The organism is Alteromonas sp. MB-3u-76 (genome assembly GCF_002831605.1).
Lineage (GTDB): Bacteria > Pseudomonadota > Gammaproteobacteria > Enterobacterales > Alteromonadaceae > Alteromonas > Alteromonas hispanica.
In genome coordinates this window covers 1,634,641-1,659,913 of the sequence record NZ_CP025115.1, presented here as the reverse complement: position 1 = coordinate 1,659,913, position 25,273 = coordinate 1,634,641, and the positions used below count along the sequence as shown (strand labels likewise).

The 25,273-nt window shown below is 43.7% G+C and carries 18 protein-coding genes; 4 read left to right on the top strand and 14 right to left on the bottom strand.

Going from position 1 to position 25,273, the window contains the following annotated elements:
• Positions 1-498 precede the first annotated feature (498 nt).
• Positions 499-1,983 carry a sucrose phosphorylase gene (gene gtfA, locus CW735_RS07445; RefSeq protein ID WP_100971501.1) on the top strand — a complete coding sequence of 495 codons (1,485 nt, stop codon included), beginning with the start codon at positions 499-501 and terminating at the stop codon, positions 1,981-1,983.
• A gap of 222 nt (positions 1,984-2,205) precedes the next feature.
• Here gtfA and CW735_RS07440 read toward each other — a convergent pair whose 3' ends face one another.
• Entirely contained in the window at positions 2,206-2,568 is a 363-nt protein-coding gene (locus CW735_RS07440) for a winged helix-turn-helix transcriptional regulator (RefSeq protein WP_100971499.1), read from the bottom strand.
• Positions 2,569-2,806: 238 nt separating this feature from the next.
• On the opposite strand from CW735_RS07440, the gene CW735_RS07435 reads away from it, so the two are divergent.
• On the top strand, positions 2,807-3,802 hold the full coding sequence (locus CW735_RS07435) for a YhdH/YhfP family quinone oxidoreductase (protein ID WP_100971497.1): 996 nt from the start codon (positions 2,807-2,809) through the stop codon (positions 3,800-3,802).
• A gap of 65 nt (positions 3,803-3,867) precedes the next feature.
• Here CW735_RS07435 and CW735_RS07430 read toward each other — a convergent pair whose 3' ends face one another.
• The 4 genes from CW735_RS07430 to CW735_RS07415 form a co-directional block, all read right to left on the bottom strand.
• Positions 3,868-6,270: a PAS domain-containing hybrid sensor histidine kinase/response regulator gene (locus tag CW735_RS07430; RefSeq protein ID WP_100971495.1), complete on the bottom strand. Its 2,403-nt coding sequence runs from the start codon at positions 6,268-6,270 to the stop codon at positions 3,868-3,870.
• Between the two features lie 94 nt (positions 6,271-6,364).
• On the bottom strand, positions 6,365-7,375 hold the full coding sequence (locus CW735_RS07425) for a zinc-binding alcohol dehydrogenase family protein (RefSeq protein ID WP_100971493.1): 1,011 nt from the start codon (positions 7,373-7,375) through the stop codon (positions 6,365-6,367).
• A 15-nt stretch (positions 7,376-7,390) separates the two neighbouring features.
• Positions 7,391-8,938, bottom strand: a complete 1,548-nt coding sequence (locus CW735_RS07420) for a S10 family peptidase (RefSeq protein ID WP_442855886.1) — start codon at positions 8,936-8,938, stop codon at positions 7,391-7,393.
• Positions 8,939-9,200: 262 nt separating this feature from the next.
• Positions 9,201-9,794, bottom strand: coding sequence for an acyl carrier protein phosphodiesterase (locus CW735_RS07415; protein WP_100971490.1), 594 nt, complete (start codon positions 9,792-9,794; stop codon positions 9,201-9,203).
• Positions 9,795-9,928: 134 nt separating this feature from the next.
• Between CW735_RS07415 and miaE the strand changes: the two genes are divergently transcribed.
• Positions 9,929-10,711 carry a tRNA isopentenyl-2-thiomethyl-A-37 hydroxylase MiaE gene (gene miaE / locus CW735_RS07410; RefSeq protein ID WP_071979978.1) on the top strand — a complete coding sequence of 261 codons (783 nt, stop codon included), beginning with the start codon at positions 9,929-9,931 and terminating at the stop codon, positions 10,709-10,711.
• A 351-nt stretch (positions 10,712-11,062) separates the two neighbouring features.
• Positions 11,063-11,662 (top strand): Yip1 family protein, encoded by a 600-nt coding sequence (locus tag CW735_RS07405; protein ID WP_071979979.1) that lies wholly within the window; start codon positions 11,063-11,065, stop codon positions 11,660-11,662.
• A gap of 159 nt (positions 11,663-11,821) precedes the next feature.
• Here the strand turns inward: CW735_RS07405 and purF are convergent, their stop codons facing one another.
• The 9 genes from purF to CW735_RS07360 form a co-directional block, all read right to left on the bottom strand.
• On the bottom strand, positions 11,822-13,342 hold the full coding sequence (purF, locus tag CW735_RS07400; RefSeq protein WP_071979980.1) for an amidophosphoribosyltransferase: 1,521 nt from the start codon (positions 13,340-13,342) through the stop codon (positions 11,822-11,824).
• Positions 13,343-13,356: 14 nt separating this feature from the next.
• Positions 13,357-13,845 (bottom strand): CvpA family protein, encoded by a 489-nt coding sequence (locus tag CW735_RS07395; protein WP_071979981.1) that lies wholly within the window; start codon positions 13,843-13,845, stop codon positions 13,357-13,359.
• Between the two features lie 154 nt (positions 13,846-13,999).
• Positions 14,000-14,629: an SPOR domain-containing protein gene (locus CW735_RS07390; protein WP_071979982.1), complete on the bottom strand. Its 630-nt coding sequence runs from the start codon at positions 14,627-14,629 to the stop codon at positions 14,000-14,002.
• Positions 14,630-14,686: 57 nt separating this feature from the next.
• Positions 14,687-15,985, bottom strand: coding sequence for a bifunctional tetrahydrofolate synthase/dihydrofolate synthase (gene folC / locus CW735_RS07385; RefSeq protein ID WP_071979983.1), 1,299 nt, complete (start codon positions 15,983-15,985; stop codon positions 14,687-14,689).
• A complete protein-coding gene (accD, locus tag CW735_RS07380) occupies positions 15,985-16,830 on the bottom strand; it encodes an acetyl-CoA carboxylase, carboxyltransferase subunit beta (protein ID WP_071979984.1) in 846 nt (281 codons plus the stop codon). The genes folC and accD overlap by 1 nt, the downstream gene beginning before the upstream one ends.
• Before the next feature lie 271 nt (positions 16,831-17,101).
• On the bottom strand, positions 17,102-17,893 hold the full coding sequence (gene truA / locus CW735_RS07375; RefSeq protein ID WP_071979985.1) for a tRNA pseudouridine(38-40) synthase TruA: 792 nt from the start codon (positions 17,891-17,893) through the stop codon (positions 17,102-17,104).
• 60 nt (positions 17,894-17,953) lie between these two features.
• On the bottom strand, positions 17,954-22,243 hold the full coding sequence (locus tag CW735_RS07370; protein WP_100971488.1) for a FimV/HubP family polar landmark protein: 4,290 nt from the start codon (positions 22,241-22,243) through the stop codon (positions 17,954-17,956).
• A gap of 577 nt (positions 22,244-22,820) precedes the next feature.
• Positions 22,821-23,837 (bottom strand): aspartate-semialdehyde dehydrogenase, encoded by a 1,017-nt coding sequence (locus tag CW735_RS07365; RefSeq protein WP_071979987.1) that lies wholly within the window; start codon positions 23,835-23,837, stop codon positions 22,821-22,823.
• Positions 23,838-24,027: 190 nt separating this feature from the next.
• The gene (locus tag CW735_RS07360; RefSeq protein WP_100971486.1) at positions 24,028-25,236 is read right to left on the bottom strand and encodes a 4-phosphoerythronate dehydrogenase; all 1,209 of its coding nucleotides are present in this window, start codon (positions 25,234-25,236) and stop codon (positions 24,028-24,030) included.
• Positions 25,237-25,273: the final 37 nt, after the last annotated feature.

Below are 25,273 nucleotides of genomic sequence, written 5' to 3'. Positions count from 1 at the left end.
AAGTTGCTTAACGCCGAGAGAAGGGACTTGCAGTAGATCTCAGCAAACTAAGTGAGTGAAATACGAATATAATATCGTGCCTGTATATAAAATAAGCCCGTCGGATCGTCCGAAACATACCCTGTGAATCCTTAGTCGTTTTTATTTTCACTAGGATTGTCCAGCTTCTTACCGTAAGGAGTATAACGTTCATTCCGTCCAATGATGAACAACTGAGACTAAAGTCATCATCCCTACGAGATCAGCAAAATAAAATTGTATAAATAAACATCTCATTTACATTTGCGATAACTATTGCTACCATTTCTTAATCGATTAAGAAGCGATACTGTACTGGAGATGGAAAGCTTCCACATATCGCAGCGTATCTATACTTAAGCTAAGCCTCTACTATATTGAAAGTGACTTTAATAAAGCGGTCCATGCTTAATGGTATTTATCGTATACCAAGGCGCTTTTTTGCTCCTATCGTAAAAACCGTATTTTTGGAGAGTTTCAATGTCTATAAGCAACGGCGTTCAATTAATTACCTACGCAGACAGATTGGGTGATGGCAGTATCGAAAGCCTAAATACCCTTCTCAATGGTCCGCTCGCTGGTTTGTTTAAGGGTGTGCACCTTCTGCCATTTTATTATCCTTACGATGGCGAAGATGCTGGATTCGACCCTATCGATCACACGAGTGTCGATACGCGTTTGGGTGATTGGAGCCATGTTAAAAAAATGGGCGAATCTGTCGACATTATGGCTGATCTTATTGTTAATCACATGTCGGCGCAGAGTAGGCAGTTTCGCGACGTGCTTGAAAAAGGCCGAGAGTCAGCGTATTGGCCGCTATTTTTAACTAAGCAAGATGTGTTTACCGACACTGATGAGACAAAAACTAACGAGCAAATTGCCAACGTTTTTCGTCCAAGACCCACGCCATTTTTCAGCGATTATGAAGTTGCAGGCAGTGAAACTGTACCTTTTTGGACTACATTTACCTCGAACCAAATTGATATTGACGTTGAGTCTGAGCTTGGAAAGGAATATTTATCGTCTATTCTCACATCGTTCACTGAAAGTAACGTCGACCTCATTCGCCTTGATGCGGCAGGCTATGCCATTAAACGGGCGGGTTCCAACTGCTTTATGCTTGAAGAGACTTTTGCCTTTATTGAAGAGCTTAGTAAACGAGCTCGCTCTATGGACATGCAGTGTCTGGTTGAAATTCACAGCCATTATCAAACTCAAATTGATATTGCAGAACGCTGTGACAGTGTGTACGACTTTGCTCTACCGCCATTAGTTCTGCATACTCTTTTCACGCAAGATGCCAGCGCGTTAGCACATTGGCTATCAATTTCACCACGTAACTGTTTTACGGTATTAGACACCCACGACGGCATTGGGATTGTTGATGTTGGCCCAAGCGGCGACAAGCCAGGCTTACTTGATAACGCATCAATTGATGCTCTTGTCGAGCAGATTCACGTTAACTCCAAAGAAGAGTCGAGAAAAGCGACGGGGGCAGCAGCCAACAATGTCGACCTTTATCAGGTAAACTGCACTTACTACGACGCACTAGGAAAAGATGATTTAAACTATCTCCTTGCTCGCGCCATTCAATTCTTTAGCCCAGGCATCCCTCAAGTTTACTACGGGGGCCTACTCGCAGCCGATAACGATATGGAGTTGTTAGCTAAAACAAATGTAGGGAGAGATATAAACCGGCCTTACCTTTCAACTGCCGACGTAGAAGCAGCCATTGAGAAACCTGTGGTAAAAGGGCTTATTGAGTTAATCAAGATAAGAAACGACAGCAATGCTTTTAATGGCGATTTTTCAGTGTCGTATAACGATAAACTGCTTGCTCTTAATTGGGCCCATCATTCAGACACAGCTTGCCTTGAAATCGACTTTAACACGATGAGTGCTGTTATCGATATCACTGATGCAGGCAAGTCGACGACGATAACAATAAGTGAATTGCTAGGATAAAAACTATAGCAGCCACCTGTTGTTTAGAAGTTCAGAAGATATTAAATAGCTTAGGCCCGGAATGGTAATTTCGGGCCATTTTTACATCTGGCGCTGGTATTACTAATACGCTGATAACAGCTCTTATAGAATAACCCCATCGATGATAAAACACGCATTGATAAACAATCGCTCACGGAGCCTTAACTTTACCTTTTCATAAAATACTAACTATGTTGGTCACTAACGATGCTGGTCGTGGAAGTTTTTTCCCCAGTCGCATAGCTGTCGCAATGTAGGCTCTAACGTTCTGCCAAGGTCTGTTAATGAATACTCTACCCGAGGCGGCACTTCTGCGTAAACTTTACGATTGACAAGCTGATCACGCTCCAGCTCTCTTAATTGTTGCGTTAGCATCTTTTGCGTAACTCCCTGCAAACGGCGTCTCAGTTGACTAAATCGTAACGTCTTGTGGCACAAATGCCATAAAATGACTCCCTTCCACTTACCACCAATAATCTCAAGGGAAACCGCTACGCCGCATATATAATTCGGTGTCTGCTGCTCTAGCACGTCATTGCTGTCTTTTTTTACTGCCTCAGTCATGGCTGTTTTCTCATTTATCTGGTGTGTATTTATCTAGCGTGTATTCATCTAGCGTGGGCTGAGCTCGCATTTAGCTTTTTCTCAACTCGAACTAAGCGAACAGTTGATTTAATTCCATATTAGCTAAACTTTCCCATTAGTATCATTTTGGATACTACCCTACTAAAAAGTGCATACTTGCACAAAATAAATATACGGTCAGAATGGAAGAAACTCAGATATCAATACGGAGAGTAGAATGACTACATTTAAAGCATTATTGGTAGAAAAAGCCGAAGACAAAACGTTTACACGTTCTGTCGTTGAAAGAAATATAGATGAATTACCTGAAGGTAATCTACTGATAAGAGTGAGCTACTCTTCGTTAAACTATAAAGATGCTCTGTCTGCTTCAGGAAATCCAGGAGTGAGTAGAAACTTTCCACATACCCCCGGCATTGATGCGGCGGGTACGGTTGTATCTTGCGACGACAATACATTTAGTCAAGGCGATGAAGTTATTGTTACAGGCTACGACCTCGGCATGAACACTGCTGGCGGATTTGCTCAATACATACGTATCCCTTCAAAGTGGGCGGTGGCAAAACCAGAAGGGCTCACTCTTAAAGAAGCCATGATATTGGGCACGGCGGGATTTACTGCCGGGCTCTCTGTTCAAGCGATTGTTGAGAACAACGTGTCGCCAGAAGACGGAGAGATTTTGGTAACAGGAGCCACCGGCGGTGTAGGAAGCGTGGCGGTTGCCCTGCTTACACAAGCAGGTTTTAATGTGGTTGCCTGCACCGGAAAAGATTCAGAGGCTGATTTTCTTAAATCGTTGGGCGCTTCTCGTGTCATTACTCGAGACACTATGCTTGAAAATAAAGAACTTCCCATGCTTAAAGAGCAGTACGCCGGAGTAGTAGACACAGTGGGTGGAGAATTTTTGGCCCAAGCAATTAAGTCTACTCAGTATGGCGGCGTAGTTACCTGCTGTGGGCTTACTGCTTCTGCTCAGCTAGATGTGAGTGTATTTCCTTTCATCTTGCGTGGAGTTTCATTACTGGGGATCGATTCTGTTGAATGCCCCATGGCGCCACGTTTAAGGCTATGGGATAAACTAGCAGGTGACTGGAAGCTGAATATGCTTGATTCACTGACAACCGAAGTTGGTTTAGACGCATTAGATGAAAAAATAAATGACATATTAAAAGGTCAATTATTTGGTCGCACCATTGTAAATGTAAACCTTTAGCATTTCAGATACGGGCACAATGATTGTGTTGTGCCCTCATCAATTCAACACCAGTAGAGAGGTCTTTAGTGGCCGTATTGCTTTAACATGCCAAACAAATGATTCATGTCTACGGGCTTGCCTAGGTGACTGACAAAACCTTGTTGTAAATAGAACGCCACATCGTCGGCCATTACATTAGCCGTAAGCGCTATTATGGGTATATGCTTTTTCATCTGGCTAATTTGGCGCTGAGCTTCTACGCCATCCATTTCAGGCATATGAATGTCCATAAGAATAACGTCAAAGTCTTCTTTCTCTACCGCCTCAACTGCTTGTTTTCCGTTATCTACAATGGTTATCTCTGCCTTTGTATCTTCCAGCATGGTTTGAATAACAACTTGATTAATAGCGTTATCTTCTGCGATGAGGATTTTTTTATTCGACATCATTGGTGCTGCAAGCGACTTTTTCACACTTTTCTGTTTTTCGAGCTTTGCAGGCGCAAGGGGCAATAAAACGGTGATTGTTGTTCCCTCACCTTCAACACTATCGACTTTAATATCACCCCGCATCATCTCAACTAAGCTGAGAGTTATGGCCATTCCTAAACCGGTGCCACCGTATTTTCGCGTAGTCGTTGCATCGGCTTGTGAAAAGCGTTCGAATAACCTGTTTTGGGCCTCTTCGCTCATGCCGATACCAGAGTCGATAACGCTTATAGCGATTGCGTTTTCTCCTTTGTACTCGTGGCAAGAAACATCAACTTTTACCATTCCTTTGCTGGTAAACTTTACGGCGTTTGAAACGAGGTTTAGCAATATTTGTTTTACCCTAACTACATCACCAATCCAGCCATCTTCAAATTTGTCATCTATATCTACAGAGTAAACAATGCCCTTACTACTGAGCATTTCATCCATATCGTATTTAACAGCATTAAGTACTTCTATAAGTGAAAACGGTGCAAACTCCATACTGAGCTTATTCGACTCTATTTTTGAATAATCGAGAATATCGTTGATGATGGTTAACAAGCTCTGGGCTGAAAACGCTGAATTGTTGAGTATTGTACGTAAATTTCCCTTTATATCTGAATTTCTTAAAAGCTGAAGGCCGCCAAGGATAGCATTCATGGGAGTGCGTATTTCATGGCTCATATTGGCAAGAAAATCACTTTTTGCTTTCGCTGCTGCCTCTGCTCTTTCTTTTTCCTGCTCAAGCACCGCCATTGTTTCTACTTTATCGGTAATATCGTAGTTTACACCGATAGCTTTCACGGCTTCACCAACGTCGTTACGGAGAATAACAGCGTTGGCTTTAAGGTGTTTTATCTTCCCACTGGGCATAACCACGCGAAATTCAGTGTCGTAATTTATGTTTTTTTCGATAGCTTCATCAAGCAACTGTTTAGCTCGTTCTAAGTCATCTGGATGAAGGCTTCGTTCCCAAGCTTCGAATGCACCGGTGAATTGTTCTTTCGATACGCCGTAGAGGGAATACATCCACTTGTCCCACAGCACCTCACCTGTGACCAAATCATATTCCCACACCCCCATGCCAAGCGCATCATTAGCTACCTGCAAGCGTATCGATTCGGCAACGGCTCGCTCGCGAATCTTTTGTTTTTGGGCTTCTACTTGCTTTTGAGGCGTTATATCTTGGAAAACGCCAAACAGGCCTACGCATTCACCGTTAACAAACTGAGCCTTACCCTGTGCGCGAACCCAAATATCCCGCCCTGTTGCAGTGACAAGTTCTAACTCCAGATTCCAAGGAGTGCCATCGGCTATACTCTCTGATACCGCTCTAGTAATAAGTTCTCGACTTTCACCTTCTTTGTAAAAATTAATTCCCTGCTCAAGCGTTGGCTCGTAATTAAGTGGCACTTCGTGAATTCGTTTTGTTTGATCGCTCCAAACTACCTTGCTACTAATTAAGTCTACTTCCCAGGTCCCAATATTGGCGGTTTTTTCCAGTTCGTCCAAAAGAAAGGCTTGTTTTTTAAACGCCAGTTTTTGTTGCTTTTCTTGCTCTAGACGCGATAACTCTTGTAGTTTTAGCTCTGTTACATCTGTCTGTGCGCCCAGCATTCTTATTGGTTTTCCATTACTATCTCGAATTGCTACACCACGGCAACGTACCCAAACAGTATGTCCATTTTTGTGAGTATATCGGATGATTTGATCGAACATTGATGATGGGTTTGCATAATGCTGTTCAAGATTATCTAAAGCATCTTTCAAGTCTTCGCGGTTAACTAAATGTTGCCACTCAGAACGTAAATGACGCTTTGAGACGGGGTCGAAACCGAGTATTTTCCAGAACGTTGGGCTCATCCATCCATTTTCTGGCTCTTCTAAATCCCAAAACCAAACGCCATCGAGCGCAGAACTCTCAAGAAAATTAAATAAGCTTTCATCAGTATTCAGTAAGTTTTTTAACTCTGAAAACAGATAATGTTCGCCGTTGGTATTGGATATAGTCAAACTGTACTCACTTTTTGAAAGACACTATTGACAGCACAAGAAAACTGCTATGGATAGAGCATAGCAGTATAAAGGTACTTGTGAAAACAACCGTTTAAAACCCCTCTAGCACCAGCTTACCAACGGCTGTGCCTGCTTCAAGCTCTTTATGAGCCGCAATAAGGTTTGCGGCATTTATTTTACCGAGGTGCCTGCCCACAGTGGTCTTAATCTTGTTCTCATCCACTAAGTCAGCAACGTGAGACAGTAATTTCTGCTGCTCAATCATATCGTCAGTTTTAAACATAGAGCGAGTAAACATAAACTCCCAGTGTAAAGACAAACTTTTTTGCTTTAATTTTGAAATATCCACATGCTCAGGATCGTCAATCAGCGCTAATTTACCTTTTGGCTTCATCACTTCAACAAACGTTTCAATGTTTTCACCTGTATTAGTCAAGCTAGCGACATGAGTTACGGGGCCGATATTAAGCGCCCTAATTTGCTCCGCCATGGGCTGACTGTGATCTATAACAAAATCTGCGCCTAGAGATGATACCCAGGCTTTTGTCTTGTCGCGGGATGCCGTAGCAATAACCGTTGCGCCGGTTAATACATTAAGCAGCTGCAGCATAATAGAACCCACTCCACCAGCTGCACCAACAACAAGTATCACTTCGTCGCTTTTTTCGCTCTGCTGTTTAATTTCTAAATGATCAAACAACAGCTCGTAGGCAGTTATAGAGGTAAGCGGCAATGCAGCCGCTTCACTATCCGTTAATGAAGTAGGTGCCTTTGCTACAATACGTTCATCTACTGCTTGATATTGTGCATTAGTTCCTTGACGAGTTAGGTCTCCCGCGTAATAAACGCGGTCGCCTACGTTGAAAGCCGTAACGTCACTTCCTGTTTCAACCACTTCTCCAACGGCATCCCAGCCTAAAATTTTTGGTTGACCTTCTGGCTCTACTCGTTGACGAATTTTGCAATCTACAGGGTTAACAGCGATAGCGCTTATTTTAATAAGTAAATCTCGCCCTGTAGCAGTTGGTTTATCTACTTCAATATCTTCTAGCGCATTCTCTTCGCTAATTGCTAACGAGCGTTTGTAACCTACGGCTTTCATGTTTTGCTTCCTTAATTAACGCTTGTACATGGCAGGTTGACCTTCAAGAGGCGTGCTGCCTTTGATAAATTCGCGTAAATCTTGATTAGACTGCTTTAGGTCATCACGACGTAGATACATCATGTGCCCGCTGCGATAACCTTTAAAACTCAAGCGATCTTTCATCGCTCCGCTTTGGTCTAGCTGCCACATCGTGTATTTGGCATCAAAGTAATTTGTTGCTCCATCGTAATAACCAGCCTGAACCATTACATTTAAATAAGGGTTTTGGGCCATAGCCAGGCGCAAATTACGGCCTGTATTGTTATTGCTTCTGTCCCATGGACGCACAGGCCCGAACATGTTGTATTTAATGTCAGTTTTATAATTTAGTTCTTCACGCAGGTAATAGTTTATCGCAGGCGTAAATGAATGTAGCCAAGATGTGAGTTCAGCCCAATAGTCTGGTCTATCACCGCTTTGTTTAGCATCGATACCCAGATAGCGACTGTCTAACCGCCCCAGGGTTTTGCCTTCATCTCGCAATAACTCTTTCCAGAAAAATGCCGTGGAAACATCTAAGTTGTTTTGAGCAACAGCCTCTTCACTTAAGCCAGAGTAGCGAGCCATTTTAGCAAGCACTTGGCGTTTCTCAGCCGGATCAATAAAACCGCCCTTTGCCAAAGCAGGAATGAGTTCGTTAATAGTGAAGTCTTCTACTTCAGGTAATAGTTCGGTTAAGTCTTTGCTTTGCAGGTCTGAATCAAGTTTATTGTGATACCAGGCAGCCGCTGCAAAGTAAGGCAGGCGATTCGCAGCTTTCACCGGACCATTGCGTTCAATACCTATGTCGGTAGGTGACACTAAGATTACACCGTTTAAGTACATCCACTGACTGTTCTGGAGTTCAAGTGCAAGACCTGACACTCGAGTAGTACCGTAGCTCTCACCAATAAGGTATTTAGGAGAGCGCCAGCGATTATTTCTGGTCACAAACGTGTTCACCCATTCAGCTAGGTAGCTGATATCTGCATTTACACCGAAGAACATTTTTTTCTGCTCTTCCTGAGACGGCATTTTACCCTCGGCGTTTGGTAGAACTCGGCTGTAGCCGGTGTTTACTGGGTTCACAAATACAATATCTGCGGTATCGAGTATTGAATACGGGTTAGTTTGAACACCGTACGGTTGAACGGGGTAACCTTCATCATCAATATTGAGTATACGAGGGCCGGTATACGCCACATGCATCCATACCGAGGCAGATCCTGGACCGCCATTAAATGAGATAATAAGTGGTCTTTTCGTATCGTCTTTAACATCTGTACGCTTATAGTATGTGTAAAAAAGCGTAGCAACGGCCTCGTCTTTGGTATTCCACACAGGCTGAGTGCCCGTAGTGGCACTGTATTTAACGCGTTTACCTAAAATTTTGGTCTCGTGTTCAGTAACGACTTTACTGTCTATTTCTATGGCACGGTCATGCTCTTGGGCCACTGCATTGATGGTAAAAAGAGAAAGTAATAACAAACAATGGGCAGCAGCCCATTTGCGGGGAGTTCTGTAGGAGTTCATCATTTTCATACCGAGTTCTTTTTGTTTAGATTGTTGGCACATCCACTATAACCCCCTCGAAGCATTCTCTCTATACAGAACGACAAGTTAACGAAATTAGTCGATATATCTCTGTAAAGCTTCGCACTTTAATGAGACAGGATAAGTTTCCCATACATAGCCTACTTGCTTGTGATATAAGGTTTTTATAGACTTACTGCACTCTTTTAACGTCTGGTTTAATGGATCTTTCAAGCTTTTTTTACTGTCCTTCTATATGCTCTGCTGAATACTATTCTGTGCGCTCTTCTATACCCCTTTCATGCACATGCTCTATTAGTTGAGGGAAAAACGATAAGAACAGGCTTTCCAACTCTTCTTTGTTGCAAACAATGTCATTAACGCTTTTGTGAAACTCATTTTTAAAGCGAATTCGTTTCGCCACTACAGCAATCGCCTTTGCAATTCCCTCTTCTTTTGCATAATCATTAAACCAATTGTGAGTAATTAAGTGACCTACACTGTGCTGCATATTTCGAGGCATAACAGGCAACCGCCTTTCTAAAAGCGCAAATCGCTCGTCACAAAACAGCGAGAACGGGGTATCCGTAAAAGCGGACCAGTGTTTAATTAACAAATGATCGAAATAGATATCGATAGCAACGGGGGCAAACCTGCGGCGACTTGGGTGAAAAAGTAGCTTCGCCTGTCTCACTAACTCATGCTGATCGGTAAACTTATCGACAGTATGATGATTTTCAAGACCACGCTGTACGTTGAGAGAATATGAGGCCACATTTACACCGCGGCGAAAATCTCCCAGTAAGTTACCAAACTGAGAGTCTGCGGTAGGTTTTGCTAAAAAAAGATGCGCCAAATAATTCATGTTTTAGTTTTATAACTTATTTAAGTTGTTTCTACGGCGGCCCTTCGGGTAGTATTGCCGCCGTCAAAAACGTTGTCTTACACAGATAGCGAATCGTATCAGTTTTTAAGCTATTTCATTAGGTAAGTATCACAATGTCTGCTATTTCATCTTCAGAAATTTCATCACTTCTCACGCCCGTTACTGCTTTTTTGCAATGCAGTACACCAGATGCATGGGTAGATGAAGCAACAAAAGAAGAGAATTTGAAGATACTGCTTACAGACCATCTTATCTGCGAGTTAAAAGCAGCACAAAGCGCCATGTATTTATTGCGACGCTATGTGGCAGATGAAAAGACAAGTAAAATATTACTTGGCTGGCTTAAACCTTACGAAGACTTTACATATAGACATGAAGGTGACTGGCAATCACTCAATACCAAACATTTATCGAAAAGCGTATTTAACGTAAGCGGATTAGATACTGTTAAAAAAGACATGTTAGATAAAATGGTAATGCTTATAAAAGAAGAGTTGCACCACTTTTATCAAGTGCTGGAGATAATGCATCGCTTGGGTTTTGAGTATAAATCGGTAACCTCTAGTCGCTATGCAAACGGATTACTTCGTCAAGTTCGCACTTACGAGCCAGAAAAGTTGGTGGACAAGCTTATTTGCGGTGCCTACATTGAAGCGCGCTCGTGTGAACGATTTGCAAAGCTAGCTCCCCATGTGTCTGACGAACTAGGCAAGTTTTATATGTCGCTACTGCGCTCTGAAGCCCGTCATTTCGAAGATTATCTTACGCTTGCGGCTAATATTTCCTCCACTGATATTACAGAGCGTGTAGCACTGTTTGGTGAAGTGGAAAAACAACTTATCGTCAGCGAGGATATCGAGTTTCGGTTCCATTCTGGAATACCAAGCGCAGCGTAAGGTAATCCATCTTTTCCTAACAACCGCTTTTAATTCAAAGGCTCAATTTAGCCGTTTTAAATAGACGATTAATTAGACAATATTCATTGACGCAGGAGTGATCTTACTGCACACTGAAATTGTAAAAATATTGTTAACGGCAGTTAAACGCGCGTCCTAGTAGCGTGTAACAAACACTTTTACTTTGCTACAGCAAACAACCAGCAGTGGTAAACGCGCTACTTAATCTCCACTGCGCCTAATTAGTATTTAGGGCCAATTTTTTAGAATCACACTGCCAATAAAACAATACTCTTTTATTTTTAATAACTTAACTCTAAAAACTAGAACGTTAGTTAAAAGGCAGGGACTATGATTTTAAATCACCTCGTTGGTATTTACACTCATCCGAAAGAAGAGTGGCAAACAATTGATACAAAGCATGAAAACTATTTTTATGCACTCACACATATAGCCTTTATCGCGCTTATTCCCTCTGTAGTAGCCTATTATTCAAGTGCACATACTGGGTGGAGCATTGGGGCCGGCGATATTATCCGCCTCAGCGAAAATAGTGCAATTATGATGGGCATGGGCATGTATTTCGGTTTAATAGCGGGTGTTATTGGACTAGCTATATTGATACACGAGCTAGCCAAAGCATTCGATGCCACACCTACCTACACACAATCGCTTGAGTTAGCTGCATATACGGCCACACCTTTATTTATGGTTGGATTTGCGGGTCTTTACCCAGAGCTGTGGGTTGTTATGACCGCCCTGTTGGTTGGTATCAGCTATTCGGTTTATCTTCTTTATTCTGGTGTCCCTATTCTTATGCATATGCATGAGGACAAAGGGTTTATCTACTCGAGTTCAGTTGTAACCTGCGGATTGGTACTTCTGGTTATTCTGATGACAGGCTCAGTGCTAGTTTGGGGCATGTTTGGCGGGCCGGTATTTATTCACTAACGTCTGGGTTTGAATAAAGCTTTCTAGCAGAGCTAAGCTTACAAACAGACAAAAGCCTCTATTATACAGATACAGATACAGATATGGGTACAGATACATAAAAGGCCGCTTTGAGCGGCCTTTTATTTGGGTTAATATTTCATGTAGCTGCGATGCTATTTAGTTAGAACCCATGTTATGCACATCTAAATTACTCAATTCAGCCTGCATAGTAGGTGCCTGATTCGACTTTTCACCTCTAGACATATCTATGCGCTCTAAATACTCTTGGTCGATATCTGCCGTTATGTAGTTTCCATCAAACACAGAAGTTTCAAAGCGCTGAATACTGTCGTTTTCCTCACGAACAGCTTCAACAAGATCAGATATGTCTTGGAAAATAAGGCCGTCAGCTTGGATAAGATCGGCAATTTGATCAATTTCGCGGCCGTAGGCAATCAGTTCATTTGCCGATGGCATATCTATGCCATATACATTTGGAAAACGAATTTCAGGCGCAGCAGACGCAAAGTAAACTTTCTTAGCGCCAGACTCTCTTGCCATTTCAATAATTTGTCCTGACGTTGTACCTCGAACGATAGAATCGTCGACTAGTAGAACACTCTTACCTTTAAATTCAGAAGATATAGCGTTGAGCTTACGGCGTACTGATTTTTTACGCAGTGTTTGTCCCGGCATTATAAAGGTGCGACCAATATAGCGGTTTTTCACAAAGCCCTGACGGTAAGGCAGGTCTAGCGTTGTCGCAATTTGTAGTGCCACATCCATAGAGGTTTCAGGAATGGGGATAACGACATCAATATCTAAATCTGACCACTCGCGCTTAATTTTTTCACCGAGCTTTCTTCCCATGTTTACCCGTGAGGCGTAAACAGAAATACCATCGATAAAGCTATCTGGGCGCGCGAAATAAACAAACTCAAAAATACACGGAGACGTAATTGGATTATCGGCACACTGGCGAGTATGCAGCTGACCTTCTTCAGTAATAAATACAGCTTCACCTGGCGCTACATCGCGCACAAACTGGAAGCCCACAGCATCGATAGCAACACTTTCTGATGCTACCATCCACTCTTCCCCCAGCTCTGTCATGCGCTTACCTAAGGCAAGAGGACGAATACCATGAGGGTCGCGAAATGCAACAATACCTTGACCAATTATAGCGGCAACAACAGCGTAAGCACCGCGAATTTTTTTGTGTACTTTTGTTACTACTTCAAAAATATGCTCTGCGCTAACGCTAAGCCCAGCCACTTGCTGAAGCTCATGGGCCAGAATATTAAGCAGTAACTCAGAGTCTGAAGTGGTATTGATATGGCGACGAGCAATGCGGAACACTTCCTCTTGAAGGTCGTGAGCATTGGTTAAGTTACCATTGTGGGCAAAAGCAATACCGAAGGGAGAGTTAACATAGAAAGGCTGTGCTTCTGCAGAACTCGACGTACCAGCAGTTGGGTATCTCACGTGTCCTATACCCATATTACCGGTTAAACGCTTCATGTGGCGAGTGTGAAAAACATCTCTCACTAAGCCATTTGCCTTGCGCAGGTTAAACATATTTTGATCGATAGTCATTATACCCGCAGCGTCCTGCCCACGGTGTTGAATAACCGTTAGACCGTCGTAAAGAGACTGAGCTACGGGGGTTTTACCAACTATTCCGACAATACCACACATGTGCGTTACCTATTTTATACGGGATTTAAAAAACTGGAGGAGTCTTTAACATACGTAAAAAACCACTCAATAATGACACCAAACTCTGGTATGAGAATAGATGACTGCCACCATAATGCGGCGGCGGCACCTGTAAAGGTATCCATAAAAAAGAGTAAAGCGCTCACGATGAGTACACCGCGCAAAGCGCCGAATACGATACCAAGCGCACGATCAGTGCCCGACAATCCTGTTGCTTGGACTAGTTGACCAAATACAAAGTTCACCATGCCGCCGAGTATAAGTGTAGATACAAATAATGCCGCAATTGCAGCGCCATTTTTAATGTAGGTATCGTCGATGGCGGTGAAGTAAATAGCAAGGTCTGCATAGAAATTGCTGGAAATAAAGAGTGCAGAAAACCAAACCACAAGCGAAATGGCTTCTTTAACAAACCCTCTTATAAGGCTTATTAAGGTTGATACCGCAATGATACCCAGTATGGAGAAGTCAACCCAGTTCATCGTCTCTTTATTGCGTTGATGTTGCCTAAACTCATGCTAGACAAGATGCCGTTGGCGAGATGGCGCGCATTCTAACAGAAGCCAAAAATATTACCAGTATGTAATAAAATAGCCTTTTGTATAACATCTAGAACGCAGCCAAAATATTTACAGGTTAATTAACACTAAAGGTAGTAACTTTGCCTTTAAGCCCCGTAAGCTCTTTTAAGTGCGGGAGCGCCGAATCGAGTTTCTTTTTGTCTAGATCTGGGCCAACAAACACTTTATTGAGCAAACCTGAACTAGTTTGGATTTTTCGACTGAAGGCTCGATACCCTGCTTTTTCTAACTTACCGAGTAATGTTTTGACATTCTTTTCATGTCTGAAACTACCTAACTGAATTACCCAGCCCGCATCTTCCTCAACAAGTCGGTTGGTACTTTCAACAACTGTTTGGTTGGCAAGTTCATCGTCCTCTTGTACGGCAGGCTGCGATACTTTTGATGCGGTATCAGATGCTCCCTCGCCCTCTGCGTTAATGCTTGCGGCTTCCTGATTTTCAAAAACATCGTCAAGCGCTTCGGCTTCTTCTATGTCAACCGCAGGCACAGCGGCTCTAGCCACACGCTCTGAAGGAAATGGCTCTGGCTCTACAATGGGTTTAAGAGGTGGGTTTGCAGGCACCGAAACGAAAGGCTCACGGTTTTGCTGCTTTTTTCCATCGAGAAAGTCGGGTAGGAAAATAACGGCAAGCGCCACAACGATAATGGTTCCTACCAACCTATTCTTTAATGCCGATGTCACTGATATCTCCTGGCTGAATGCCTTCACGCTTATACCTTGTTAGAAACAAGCGGATTGTTAGTTGGTTTTTACGAGTACGTCTGCCACGGTAACAAAAGACCCAAACACTAAAATGAGTTCATCGGGTTGATAATTTAACAGCGCACTCTCATACGCCAAGGTAACATTGTCGTATGTGCTGATATTCTCTATGGTTGTGCCTGCATTAACAAGTGCATTTTTAAGCACATCGGCATCACAACCTCTCGCGCCTTGCGTACTTGCCACATACCATGTCGCTGGTAACGACGCTAGCGGTGAAAGCGTTTCAGCAATTGACTTATCCTTTAGCATTCCTACCACAATACGGTATTTATCAACCTTGTAACGCCTTAACCATTCACGCATAGAGGTCGTCGCTTGGGGATTATGAGCAACATCGACCACAACGAGAGGCGAATCGCTTATTTTTTGCTGCCGTCCTGGCATGGTAGTTTTACAAAGTACTTCTTTAAGCGCATTGTGCTGAGGCAATAAATTTAGCGCCTCTAGCGCAGCGAGTGCCGTGCTTGCATTTTGCAGCGGTATATTGGGGTAAGGAAGGTCACTGAAAGATATCGTCTTCCCTTTCCACTCCCATTCACTTTGGTCTGAACTGACAACACTCGTGAAATCTTTTGTCGCCCAGCATGCGTTTACATTTAGTTCGTTAACCACGTCGTATAGCGAAGAAGGCGGAAACAAGTCACCAATTACCGCGTTACCGCCCAAGCGCATAATACCCGCTTTTTCCCGCGCTATTTTCTCACGCGTATTGCCTAACCAATCTTGATGATCTAAATCGATTGTGGTGATAACTGCCAAATCAGGGTCAATGATATTGGTTGCATCTAGTCTGCCACCCAGCCCAACTTCTAAAATAGCAATTTCGACCTGCCAATCTTGCATCATTTTCATTGCGGCAAGTGTACTAAACTCGAAATACGTAAGAGAGATATCTCCTCTTGCTCTCTCGATACATTCAAATGCGTCAACAAAAGTATCGGGCGCTGCAAGGTCGCCGTTGAAGCGAACCCGTTCACAATAGTCGATGAGATGAGGAGAGCTATAAACCGCGACGGTTTTGCCTTGCGCAAGCAGCGACTGCTCTAGCAGGCGACAGGTCGTTCCCTTGCCGTTGGTGCCAGCCACGGTAATGACAATAGAGTCTGCCAAGCTCAGAGACATTGCATCGGCAACGCGCTTAACTCTTTCAAGGCCCATGTCTATGGCACTAGGATGGATAGATTCTAGGTAGGAAAGCCACTGGCTCAGGCTTTTTTTAAAGGGTGAAGTCACCCGCTCTGAGCCACTGTTGTTATTATTTTCGTTATTCACTAATTTTTATTATGCAACTTAACCAATAAGCCGTGTAATTTATCACGCATATCTCTGCGGTCAACAATCATATCAATAGCTCCCTTCTCTACCAGGAATTCGCTGCGCTGAAATCCTTCTGGAAGCTTCTCTCTAACCGTTTGTTCAATCACTCTTGGGCCTGCAAAACCAATCAGGGCTTTGGGCTCTGCCACATTAATGTCGCCAAGCATGGCCAAACTTGCAGATACCCCACCCATTGTTGGATCGGTGAGTACCGAAATATAAGGCAGTCCTTTTTTGCTCATTTTCGCTAGCGCCGCAGAGGTCTTTGCCATTTGCATTAACGACATTAACGCCTCTTGCATACGCGCACCGCCACTTGCAGAGAAGCAAATAAGCGGCGTGTTATTCTCAAGGCACGCATTAACTGCAGCAACAAATCGCGCACCAACAACCGACGCCATTGAACCGCCCATAAAAGCAAACTCAAAACACGCTACCACTACAGGCATGCCTTTTACTTTACCCTGCATAACGACTAATGCATCTTTTTCATTCGTCGATTTTTGCGCAGCGGCAATGCGATCTTTGTAACGCTTAGAATCCTTAAACTTCAACAAGTCTTGTGGTTCGTGTTCGGCACCTAATTCAACGCGATCGCCCTCATCTAAAAATGCATCAATACGACGGCGCGCCGTAATACGCATATGGTGGTCGCATTTAGGACAAACTTCTTGTAGCTTTTCTAGCTCTGTTTTGTATAAAACGGCCTGACAAGAACCACACTTTGTCCAAATACCCTCTGGAACATTACCCTTAGAGGTCGTTTGAGTGCGTGGAAGTATTTTTTGAATCCAGCTCATGGAAATTGAATCCTTTGTTTTTTAGAGTGTCGGCATTTGTTTTTAATACGGTTCATATTGGTTACCAACAACACATGAATTATATGTCTTTGACAGCGTTACAAAGAAAACGTGCGTAACCTATCAAAGCGGCTATCTAATATAGCGCGCTATTAGACCACAATACAACGAAATGGAAAAAACAAAACTGGTCTAAGAAGTTACACTCCGACCAGTTTAAATTGAGCTTGCATTAGTTTTTAATCAACGAGAGACGCTTTACCGGAGAAAATTAGGTTTCGGGTAAAAATAAGGGCCCAAGTGGTTTTTTAGGCAAATCGTGTTCTTCTGGGTAGGTAACATCTACCAGGTAAAGTCCATTAGGCTTTGCAGTCGACGCCGCTTTACTTCTATCTTTCAGTGCAAGCAGCTGAGAAATCCACTCTATTGGTTGCTCCCCCGCCCCAATTTCAACAAGCGACCCTGTTATATTGCGCACCATGTGATGCAAGAATGCGTTGGCTTTAATATCAATAATGACATACTGCCCCTGTCTATAAACAGTCACATTAGTCACATTTCTAAACGGGGTTTTACTTTGGCACAGAGACGCTCTGAACGAAGTAAAGTCTTGTTCGCCCAGTAAGGCTTGAGCAGCCTCGTGCATTTTTTCTTCATCTAAAGGCCGGTGCACATGGGTAACACCATGGTGAAGTATAGCGGGTCGCATTTTGCTGTTGTGAATAATGTAGCGGTAGCGGCGATGCGTCGCAGAGAAACGCGCGTGAAAATCATCGCTTACATTCTTAACCCATGTTACTGCTACTGAATCTGGAAGGTTGGCGTTAACACCTAATGTCCAAGCACGGTCTGGCCTGGGCTCGTCACAATCAAAATGAACCACTTGGCCTGTAGCATGAACGCCCGCGTCTGTGCGCCCGGCACATTGCACGTGAATAGGCTGATTAGCGACTTTCGATAACGCTTTTTCAAGATACTCTTGAACACTTGGCACTTCTTGTTGGCGCTGCCAACCGTAAACAGCAGCACCGTCGTACTCAATCCCTAAGGCAATTCGCCCCATGATTCTGCTACCTCTAAACTAAAAGCCGCTAAGTGTAGTCATATGCCAACTAACATGCAATTAGCCGATGGATTTCAATATCGTTTCAGCTTCTTGCCTTTGCTCTTCGCTTCCCTCGTTAAGCACTTCTTCAAGGAGCTCTTTGGCAGCGTCAACATCTTCCATTTCAAGGTAAGCGCGGGCCAAGTCTAGGTTTGCATTTTGGCCTGCATCTTTATCTATATCGATAACCGAATCGCTGTCATTTACACCAGTGAAGTCCGAGAGGCTTACATCTAAATCTAGTGGCTGACTATCGGGATCGTCCATGGTGTCATCGTCGCCGTCATCCATAAGCGCTTCTACATCTAAGAAGTCTTCACGCTCATTGGTTTCACCTCCCATCTCAACAGAGGGCATATCGCTGAGCAGAGCTTCTAGGTCAAGGTCAGGGTTATCAAGTTTAAGATCGTCGTCTTTGAGGTCGTTGCTCTTGGGCTCCTGATCTTTTTCTAAATCACCTTCCTCTAAATCAGCTTTTTCTGATTCCTCTTCTACCGCTGACGCCTGTGAATGGTTGTCAGCGTTACTTTCGCTGTCGTCGTCCATGTCGACATCTGGTAATGATAAGTCGTCTAGGTCGCTATCATTGTCGTTGTCGCTATCGCTATCGTTGTCGTTGTCGTTGTCGTTGTCGAAAGTATCATCGAGCAAGTCATCCGCAAGGTCTTCATCGCCAAGCTCGTCAATGTCTTCTAGTTCAAAGGTATCATCCTCTAGCGGAAACTCATCATCCTCATTATTCGACTCTGCTCCTACTTCCTCTTGAGCATGGTCCGCTGCGCTAGCTTCATCTTCGATAGGTTGTTCTACTTCGTGCGAAGCTTCTTCGGTTGGCTGAGGCTCCTCGTTTGCCTGGGCATCATCGGCGTCTTGATTCTCGCTATTGGCCTCTTCCAGTTCGCCATTTTCTCCGCTCGGGTCGCTATCTAGCTGTGAATCTGCGTCAGATGGAGTCTCAGATTCTAGGCTTTCAAGAAGTTCTTCGAATTCCGCGCTGTCGAGTTCATCCAAGATTTCCTCGTCTTGAATGTCATCGTCGCCATCGCTACTTAACCAATCATCGAGGCCGGGGACATCGCCAAGTTCATTTATATCTTCATCGTTAATAGCATTGTTTTCGCTAGTATCATCAACTTTTGACTGTTCTGGCTCTTGTTGAGGCTCTATTCCATCCACTTCTTGTTCTAGTGCGAAAGAATCAACGTCATCAAAAGCATCATTAAGAATGCTGTCATCGTAATCGTTTTCGTCTTGTTCAACATTCTCTTCAGAGTCGGGCTCTGCAGCATCATCTTGTGTTACTTCATCAGTTGATTCAAAATCGCCAAAAGACGGGATATCATCCATCATGTCTTTTTCAAAGGCTTCGAGTGCATCATCTAACGGATCGTCTGATTCAGCTGCGGGTTCTTCTTCGGCTGCAAAGTCTTCCTCAGCTGTAAGTTCCTCGTCTGCTGCAGGCTCTTCCTCGACTACAGATTCATCCTCGGCAATAGGCTCATCTTCGTCAGCAGGTTCTCCCTCAGCTACAGGCTCTTCGTCTGCGCTAATGTCTTCTTCGGCTGCAGGCTTCTCGTCCGCCGCAGGCTCTTCCTCGACTAAAGATTCATCCTCGGCAGTAGGTTCTTCCTCAGCTACAGGCTCTTCGTCTGCGCTAAAGTCTTCCTCGGCTACAGACTCCTCGTCTGCTGCCGGCTCGTCCCCGACTAAAGATTCATCCTCGGCAGTAGGCTCATCTTCAGCAGTAGATTCCTCTTCAGCGGCAAGCTCTTCTTCAGATGCAGGCTCTTCTTCGGCTACAGGCTCTTCCTCGGCTGTAGGCTCTTCCTCGGCTGTAGGCTCTTCCTCGGCTGTAGGCTCTTCCTCGGCTGTTGGCTCATCTTCGGCAGCAGGTTCTTCCTCTGCTGCAGGCTCATCTTCGGCTACAGGTTCTTCCTCAGCTGTAGGTTCCTCTTCGGCTGCAGTCTCTTCTTCGCTTGAATCAGATTCTAGCTCTGCCAATAATTCATCTGTTAGCGGGTCGCTTATTTCTTCTTCAAACGCTGATTCGTCGACGTCCGTTTCAGGCTTTTCAATTGCTGAAGGCTCTTGCCCCGCTAAAGGCTCCTCACCAGCGTCACTGCTATCAACATCATAAGTGCCGTCTTCAAGCTCTGCTTCTAATTCGGCTAGCAGGTCGTCAGAAAGAGAATCGTTAAAATCGTCAGAATCATCAGATACGCTCTCTTCTTCTGCGGCTTCGGGTTTACTTACCGCCTCATCGTCAGATGTATCGTCTTCATCATCTGGCATTTCGCTTTGCAGTTCGGCAATTAGTTCATCCGAGAGCGGGTCTGAAAAGTCGTCTTCAATTTCGTCGTTTAAAATTTCATCTAAGTCGTCGGTAATTGAGTCGAAGTCTTGAATAGACTGAGGCGAACCTGAGCCCGATATAATTTCGTCTTCTAGTTCTTCGTCTGCGTCTTCTTCGTCATCAAGGCCGCCCATCATTTCAATTTGCTCAATTTCGCTTAGCAAATCGTCTGTAATTTTGTTGATCTCGTGATTTTGCTGATTGATTTCATCGTCTAGCTTTTCAAGCATCTCTTCATTTATGAGATCATCTTTGCTGTCTAGCTCGTCAGTAAGCGCAGTATCAGGTGCATTTTCCTCTAACAGGTCGTCTATGCTTATCTCTGGCTTTTCATCTTCGTCATCAACACTCGGTAAAGACGCTGTCTCAGTTGCACTATCGAGTAAATCATCTATGTCGTCCTGAGAGGGCTCTGCGGCATTGCTATCAAGCAACGCATCTATATCATCAACATTAACGTTCTCTTCAGCAGAAGACTCTTCTTGCCCACCGTTGTCCTCTTGATCTAAACCAAACTCGTTTAAAATGTCGTCGGGATCTACGTCTTCTGAAGCTTCGCTGTCTTTTGAGGCTTCTTGGCTTTGTACATCGTCTAACAGGTCGTCGATATCAAAATCGTCATCTGACGCGTCCGACTGTTCCTCAACTTTCGATGAGTCCTCACTGGCATCATCACCGGTTTCATCGAAAACATCATCATCTTCAGATAGGTCAATGCCGTCTAAATCTTCAGGTTCATTCTCGTTAAGTACCTTGTCAGACAAATCATCATCGTCAAATAAACTGTCTAGTTCGCTTTGGTCTAACTCATCTGCACCGGCTTCAAATAAATCGTCTGAATCATCATCGGGTACCAACAAGTCGTCTTCTAAATCTGCAAAGCTTTCTAATTCGTCATCTAAGCTTTCTTCTAAATCTGACGTTAGTACATCATCGAGTAAGTCGTCGTCGTTAAATAGGTCATCGTCGGTCAGTTCGTCTTTTTCATCTAAATCTGGCGCAAGTGCACTAGAGAGGTCGCCTAAGTCGCTTTCAGGAACAGGCACTTCTTCATCATTAGATGTGTTTGTAGCCGAGGGACTTTCTTGAGGTTTGCTATTACGCTTGAGTAACCACGTAATTAAGCCGCCAACTAGCAGTAACGTTAATAGGCCCGAACCTATAAGCAGGCTCATAGGACTCATTAGCTTATTCAACAGAGAGTCTCGTTTTTCAGCCGCCCTTTCAGCCTGTTCGGCTCTTATCATATCCAGCAGCTCTTGCTGTAAGGCCACCTGCATATCAAGCTGTTCTTTTACATCACCTTCCACTTGGCCTCTTAGCGACTCAAGCTCACCATTTACAGCTTCAACTCGCTCATAGAGCTTTCTATTTTCATCGAGGATTTCTTGAACATTATTTAACGAGGCTGCGAACTGCCTGCGCAACTCGTCGAATTGACGGGTTTGCTCTGCATCTAAACGCGTTATTTTTTGCTCAATGTCGTTTTGGGTTTGTGACAGATCTTGTTGATTTACTAGAGGAGACGCTGGCTTGATGTTTTTTACACTGCTACCAGGCTTATTGAGCGCTTCAGCAAAAGCCCGCTCATCTCTTTCGGCACGCTGTTGTGCTTGTTCTTTGCTGATTCGAGCAATGTAGCGCTCGGAGGGTAATTTGAGAACTGCACCGTTAACGAGAAGATTGAGGTTTCCGTCTTCGAATGCGTTTGGATTGAGTTCGTAGATTGCGGTCATAACCTGATAAACGCTCAGGTTATTATTTTGTCTATATCGCTCTGCTATGCGCCATAAAGTATCATTTGAGTCGATGGGACCATACTCTAATCCAGAGTATTGATCGCTCGCATCTTTAGGTCCCTTGAGTAAGGTTTCCCTTTCCTGCGCATTCACTGAAGTGATGGGGGCATACACACATAAACTAATTAATAGTAAGCCCGTCAAATGCAATTTCATAGCAGTCCTATATGCCCTCAAGCGTAAATACCACCTTTAAAGGTTGATGTATTTTAATGCCAACTGATATTTGGCCGACTAAACAAGTCGCCTGCGTTGGCTTTGTTTTTATTTTCTTACTCTTTGCCGTCATTTTGATAGCAAATTAAGCGCGCTTACCTGTGACTTAGCCTATACACCTCAAAAGTCTTTCCGCATATCTCGTGGGGATGCATGAAACTAAGCTAAGTGTCTGACCAAGTGTTACTTTTCGTATGTTTAAAAACAACATCCTCAAACTATAAACCACTTGTGGTAGGCAATCTAGTTAGCGAGTACGTTTTACGGCGCTTTTTAAACAAAAGCATTAACAAAGACCGTCACATCGTTCAAATGCACTTTGCCTTGCCAACTCACCTGATTTGCCCATTTAACCATTTAGCTAATCTGTTGGCTCATCTGCTCTTTTGATTCCCCTGCCAATAGATTCATATCGGCAAGAAACTAAAAATGTTTATCTTTTACTTATCGTTACAACAACCTAGCAGCCCTGCTACTCCTTTAACAGGACAATATGAATAAATTGTGCGACCAATTTTTACATATAGTCGCGAATAAGTGTCTCTGCAATTTGAATGCTATTTGTGGCTGCGCCTTTTCGAATATTGTCTGATACAACCCACATATTGATCCCGCAAGGATGAGTAATATCATTTCTAACTCTTCCAACATGAACCATATCGTTCCCACTAGCACTGCTTACTTGTGTAGGAAACTGTTCTGCGCCCTCGTATAACGTAACGCCAGGAGCATCTGAAAGTAACTGTTTAACCTGCTCTGCATCAATCGGAGAATGCGTTTCTAGGTGAATAGCTTCAGCATGACCATAAAATACCGGAACGCGCACCGCAGTTGCATTAACCAAAATCGAGTTGTCACCCATTATTTTCTGCGTTTCCCACACCATTTTCATTTCTTCTTTGGTGTAATCATTTTCTTGAAACGCATCAATTTGCGGAATTGCGTTAAAAGCAATTTGGCGACTAAACGCATCGGGTTTTACTTCTCTAGCATTAAGCAAGCCAGCAGTTTGTTTTGCAAGCTCTTCCATGGCCTCTTTACCTGCGCCCGAGACAGACTGATAAGTACTTACATTAATCCGCGATATACCCACCGCATCTTGAATAGGTTTAAGCGCCACCATCATTTGAATAGTTGAGCAATTAGGGTTGGCAATAATATTGCGATTACGGAAATCGGCTAGGGCGTGGGCGTTTACTTCAGGAACCACTAATGGAATGTCAGCTTCGTAACGAAATTCCGATGTATTGTCGATAACTATGCAGCCCTCATCTGCTGCTAGCGGAGCATATTTGGCTGATATACTGCCACCCGCTGAGAAAAAACCGAACTGAACAAGAGACCAATCGAAGGCTTCTGCATCTTCTACTTCGATCTCTTCACCTTTAAAGGTAACGGTGCTGCCTGCAGAACGTTTACTTGCTAAAGGATATAGACGATTAATTGGAAAACCACGCTCTTCTAAAAGCTCAATCATAGTTTGCCCAACTAAACCTGTTGCGCCTAGAACTGCAACATCAAACGCTTGCGACATAATACTGTTTTCTCCTAAAAATGAATGTGTAAGCCTAAAATAGGCTTATCGAAATTTATGAATTTTATACTCTACAAAAGGCTCGCTTAGTGCTTGTGCCTTTTAAATGTAAACTAAACCCTGTTGCTAAGTTTCTTAATGGGCTGTTCCACTGTCTCTTAATTAGCCTTCCTGAATTAGCCTGCCTGAATTAGCCTGCCTGAATTAACTGGGCAGAGAAGCCTAAATCTTTAAAGGTTTTCTGAATTTCTTTGCTGGTGTTTGCTGGCAGTAATAAGGTGTGCGCACTGCACTCTCGCCTTTCTTGACCTTTTACTCGATAGTTTTTACGTAATGAGGCAAAGTGAGCCCCCACATTTAAACCAGCATCGCCGGAATGAACACCATCGTTATCGGCAATGGCCGTTCTCATCTCATTATCGTCTACAGCAACGTTATACACACGGTGAAAAACGTTAATAAGATCTTCAACTGATAGCCTAGTTGCTGTTGGATTTTGTAGCGCTACGGCTAGAGGGGGAACACTATCTAGAAAATCTGACAGTTTTTTAGTGGCTGGCTGACCTGCTCGCTCGCAAATCTGCTCATAAATCATTTGAGTTCCGCGCACCTTCCCCTCTACGGAGTGCCCAGCAATATGAGGCGTGACAAACCAACAATGTTCAAACAGTGCTGTATTGATGTTAGGCTCGTTATCGAAAACATCTAATACTAAAACTGGCGGGCTAGGTTTATTAAACCGCGCAAGTAAGGCGGCCTCATTGATTACTTCGCCGCGGCAAGCATTAATAAGCAGCTGATGTGCGCCAAGCTTATCGAGAAACCCTTCACCTATCAGGTTTTCTGTTGGGTAAGGCCCTTTGCTAACAAAAGGTACATGGAGAGTAATAATATCGCACTGCGCTATATCGTTCATTTCAACAAAAGAGCGCTTATCCCCCGCCTCTTTTTTCAAAGGGTCGCACAGCATGTAATTAACGCTCAATGCGTCAAGTAACCTCGTCAACGCCGTTCCCACGTTTCCGGCACCTACAATGCCTACTGTAGAGTGATACAAATCGAGTTTTTTAGTTTTATGCGCGTGTAGCAATACGCTTAACACGTACTCAGCCACAGCAACTGCGTTGCAACCTGCTGCTGAACTATGCGCAATGGCACTGCTGTCTAAGTAGCCCTTATCTAAATGATTTGTACCTGCTGTGGCGGTAGTCACAAACTGCAGTTTATTGGCATTTGTGAGTAATTCAGACGTTACCTTTGTGGTGCTGCGAAGGGCAAGTATATCAATGTCGATGAGATCGTTTGGCGTTATGTTTTGCCACGCATACGTGCGAACCTCACCTATGTCATCGAGATAACGCTGGCCAAAAGGTATAGTGTCTTCAAGAAGTATTTTCATGGCACTAAGTTTAACCCAAATTAGGCGGTTAGTAACC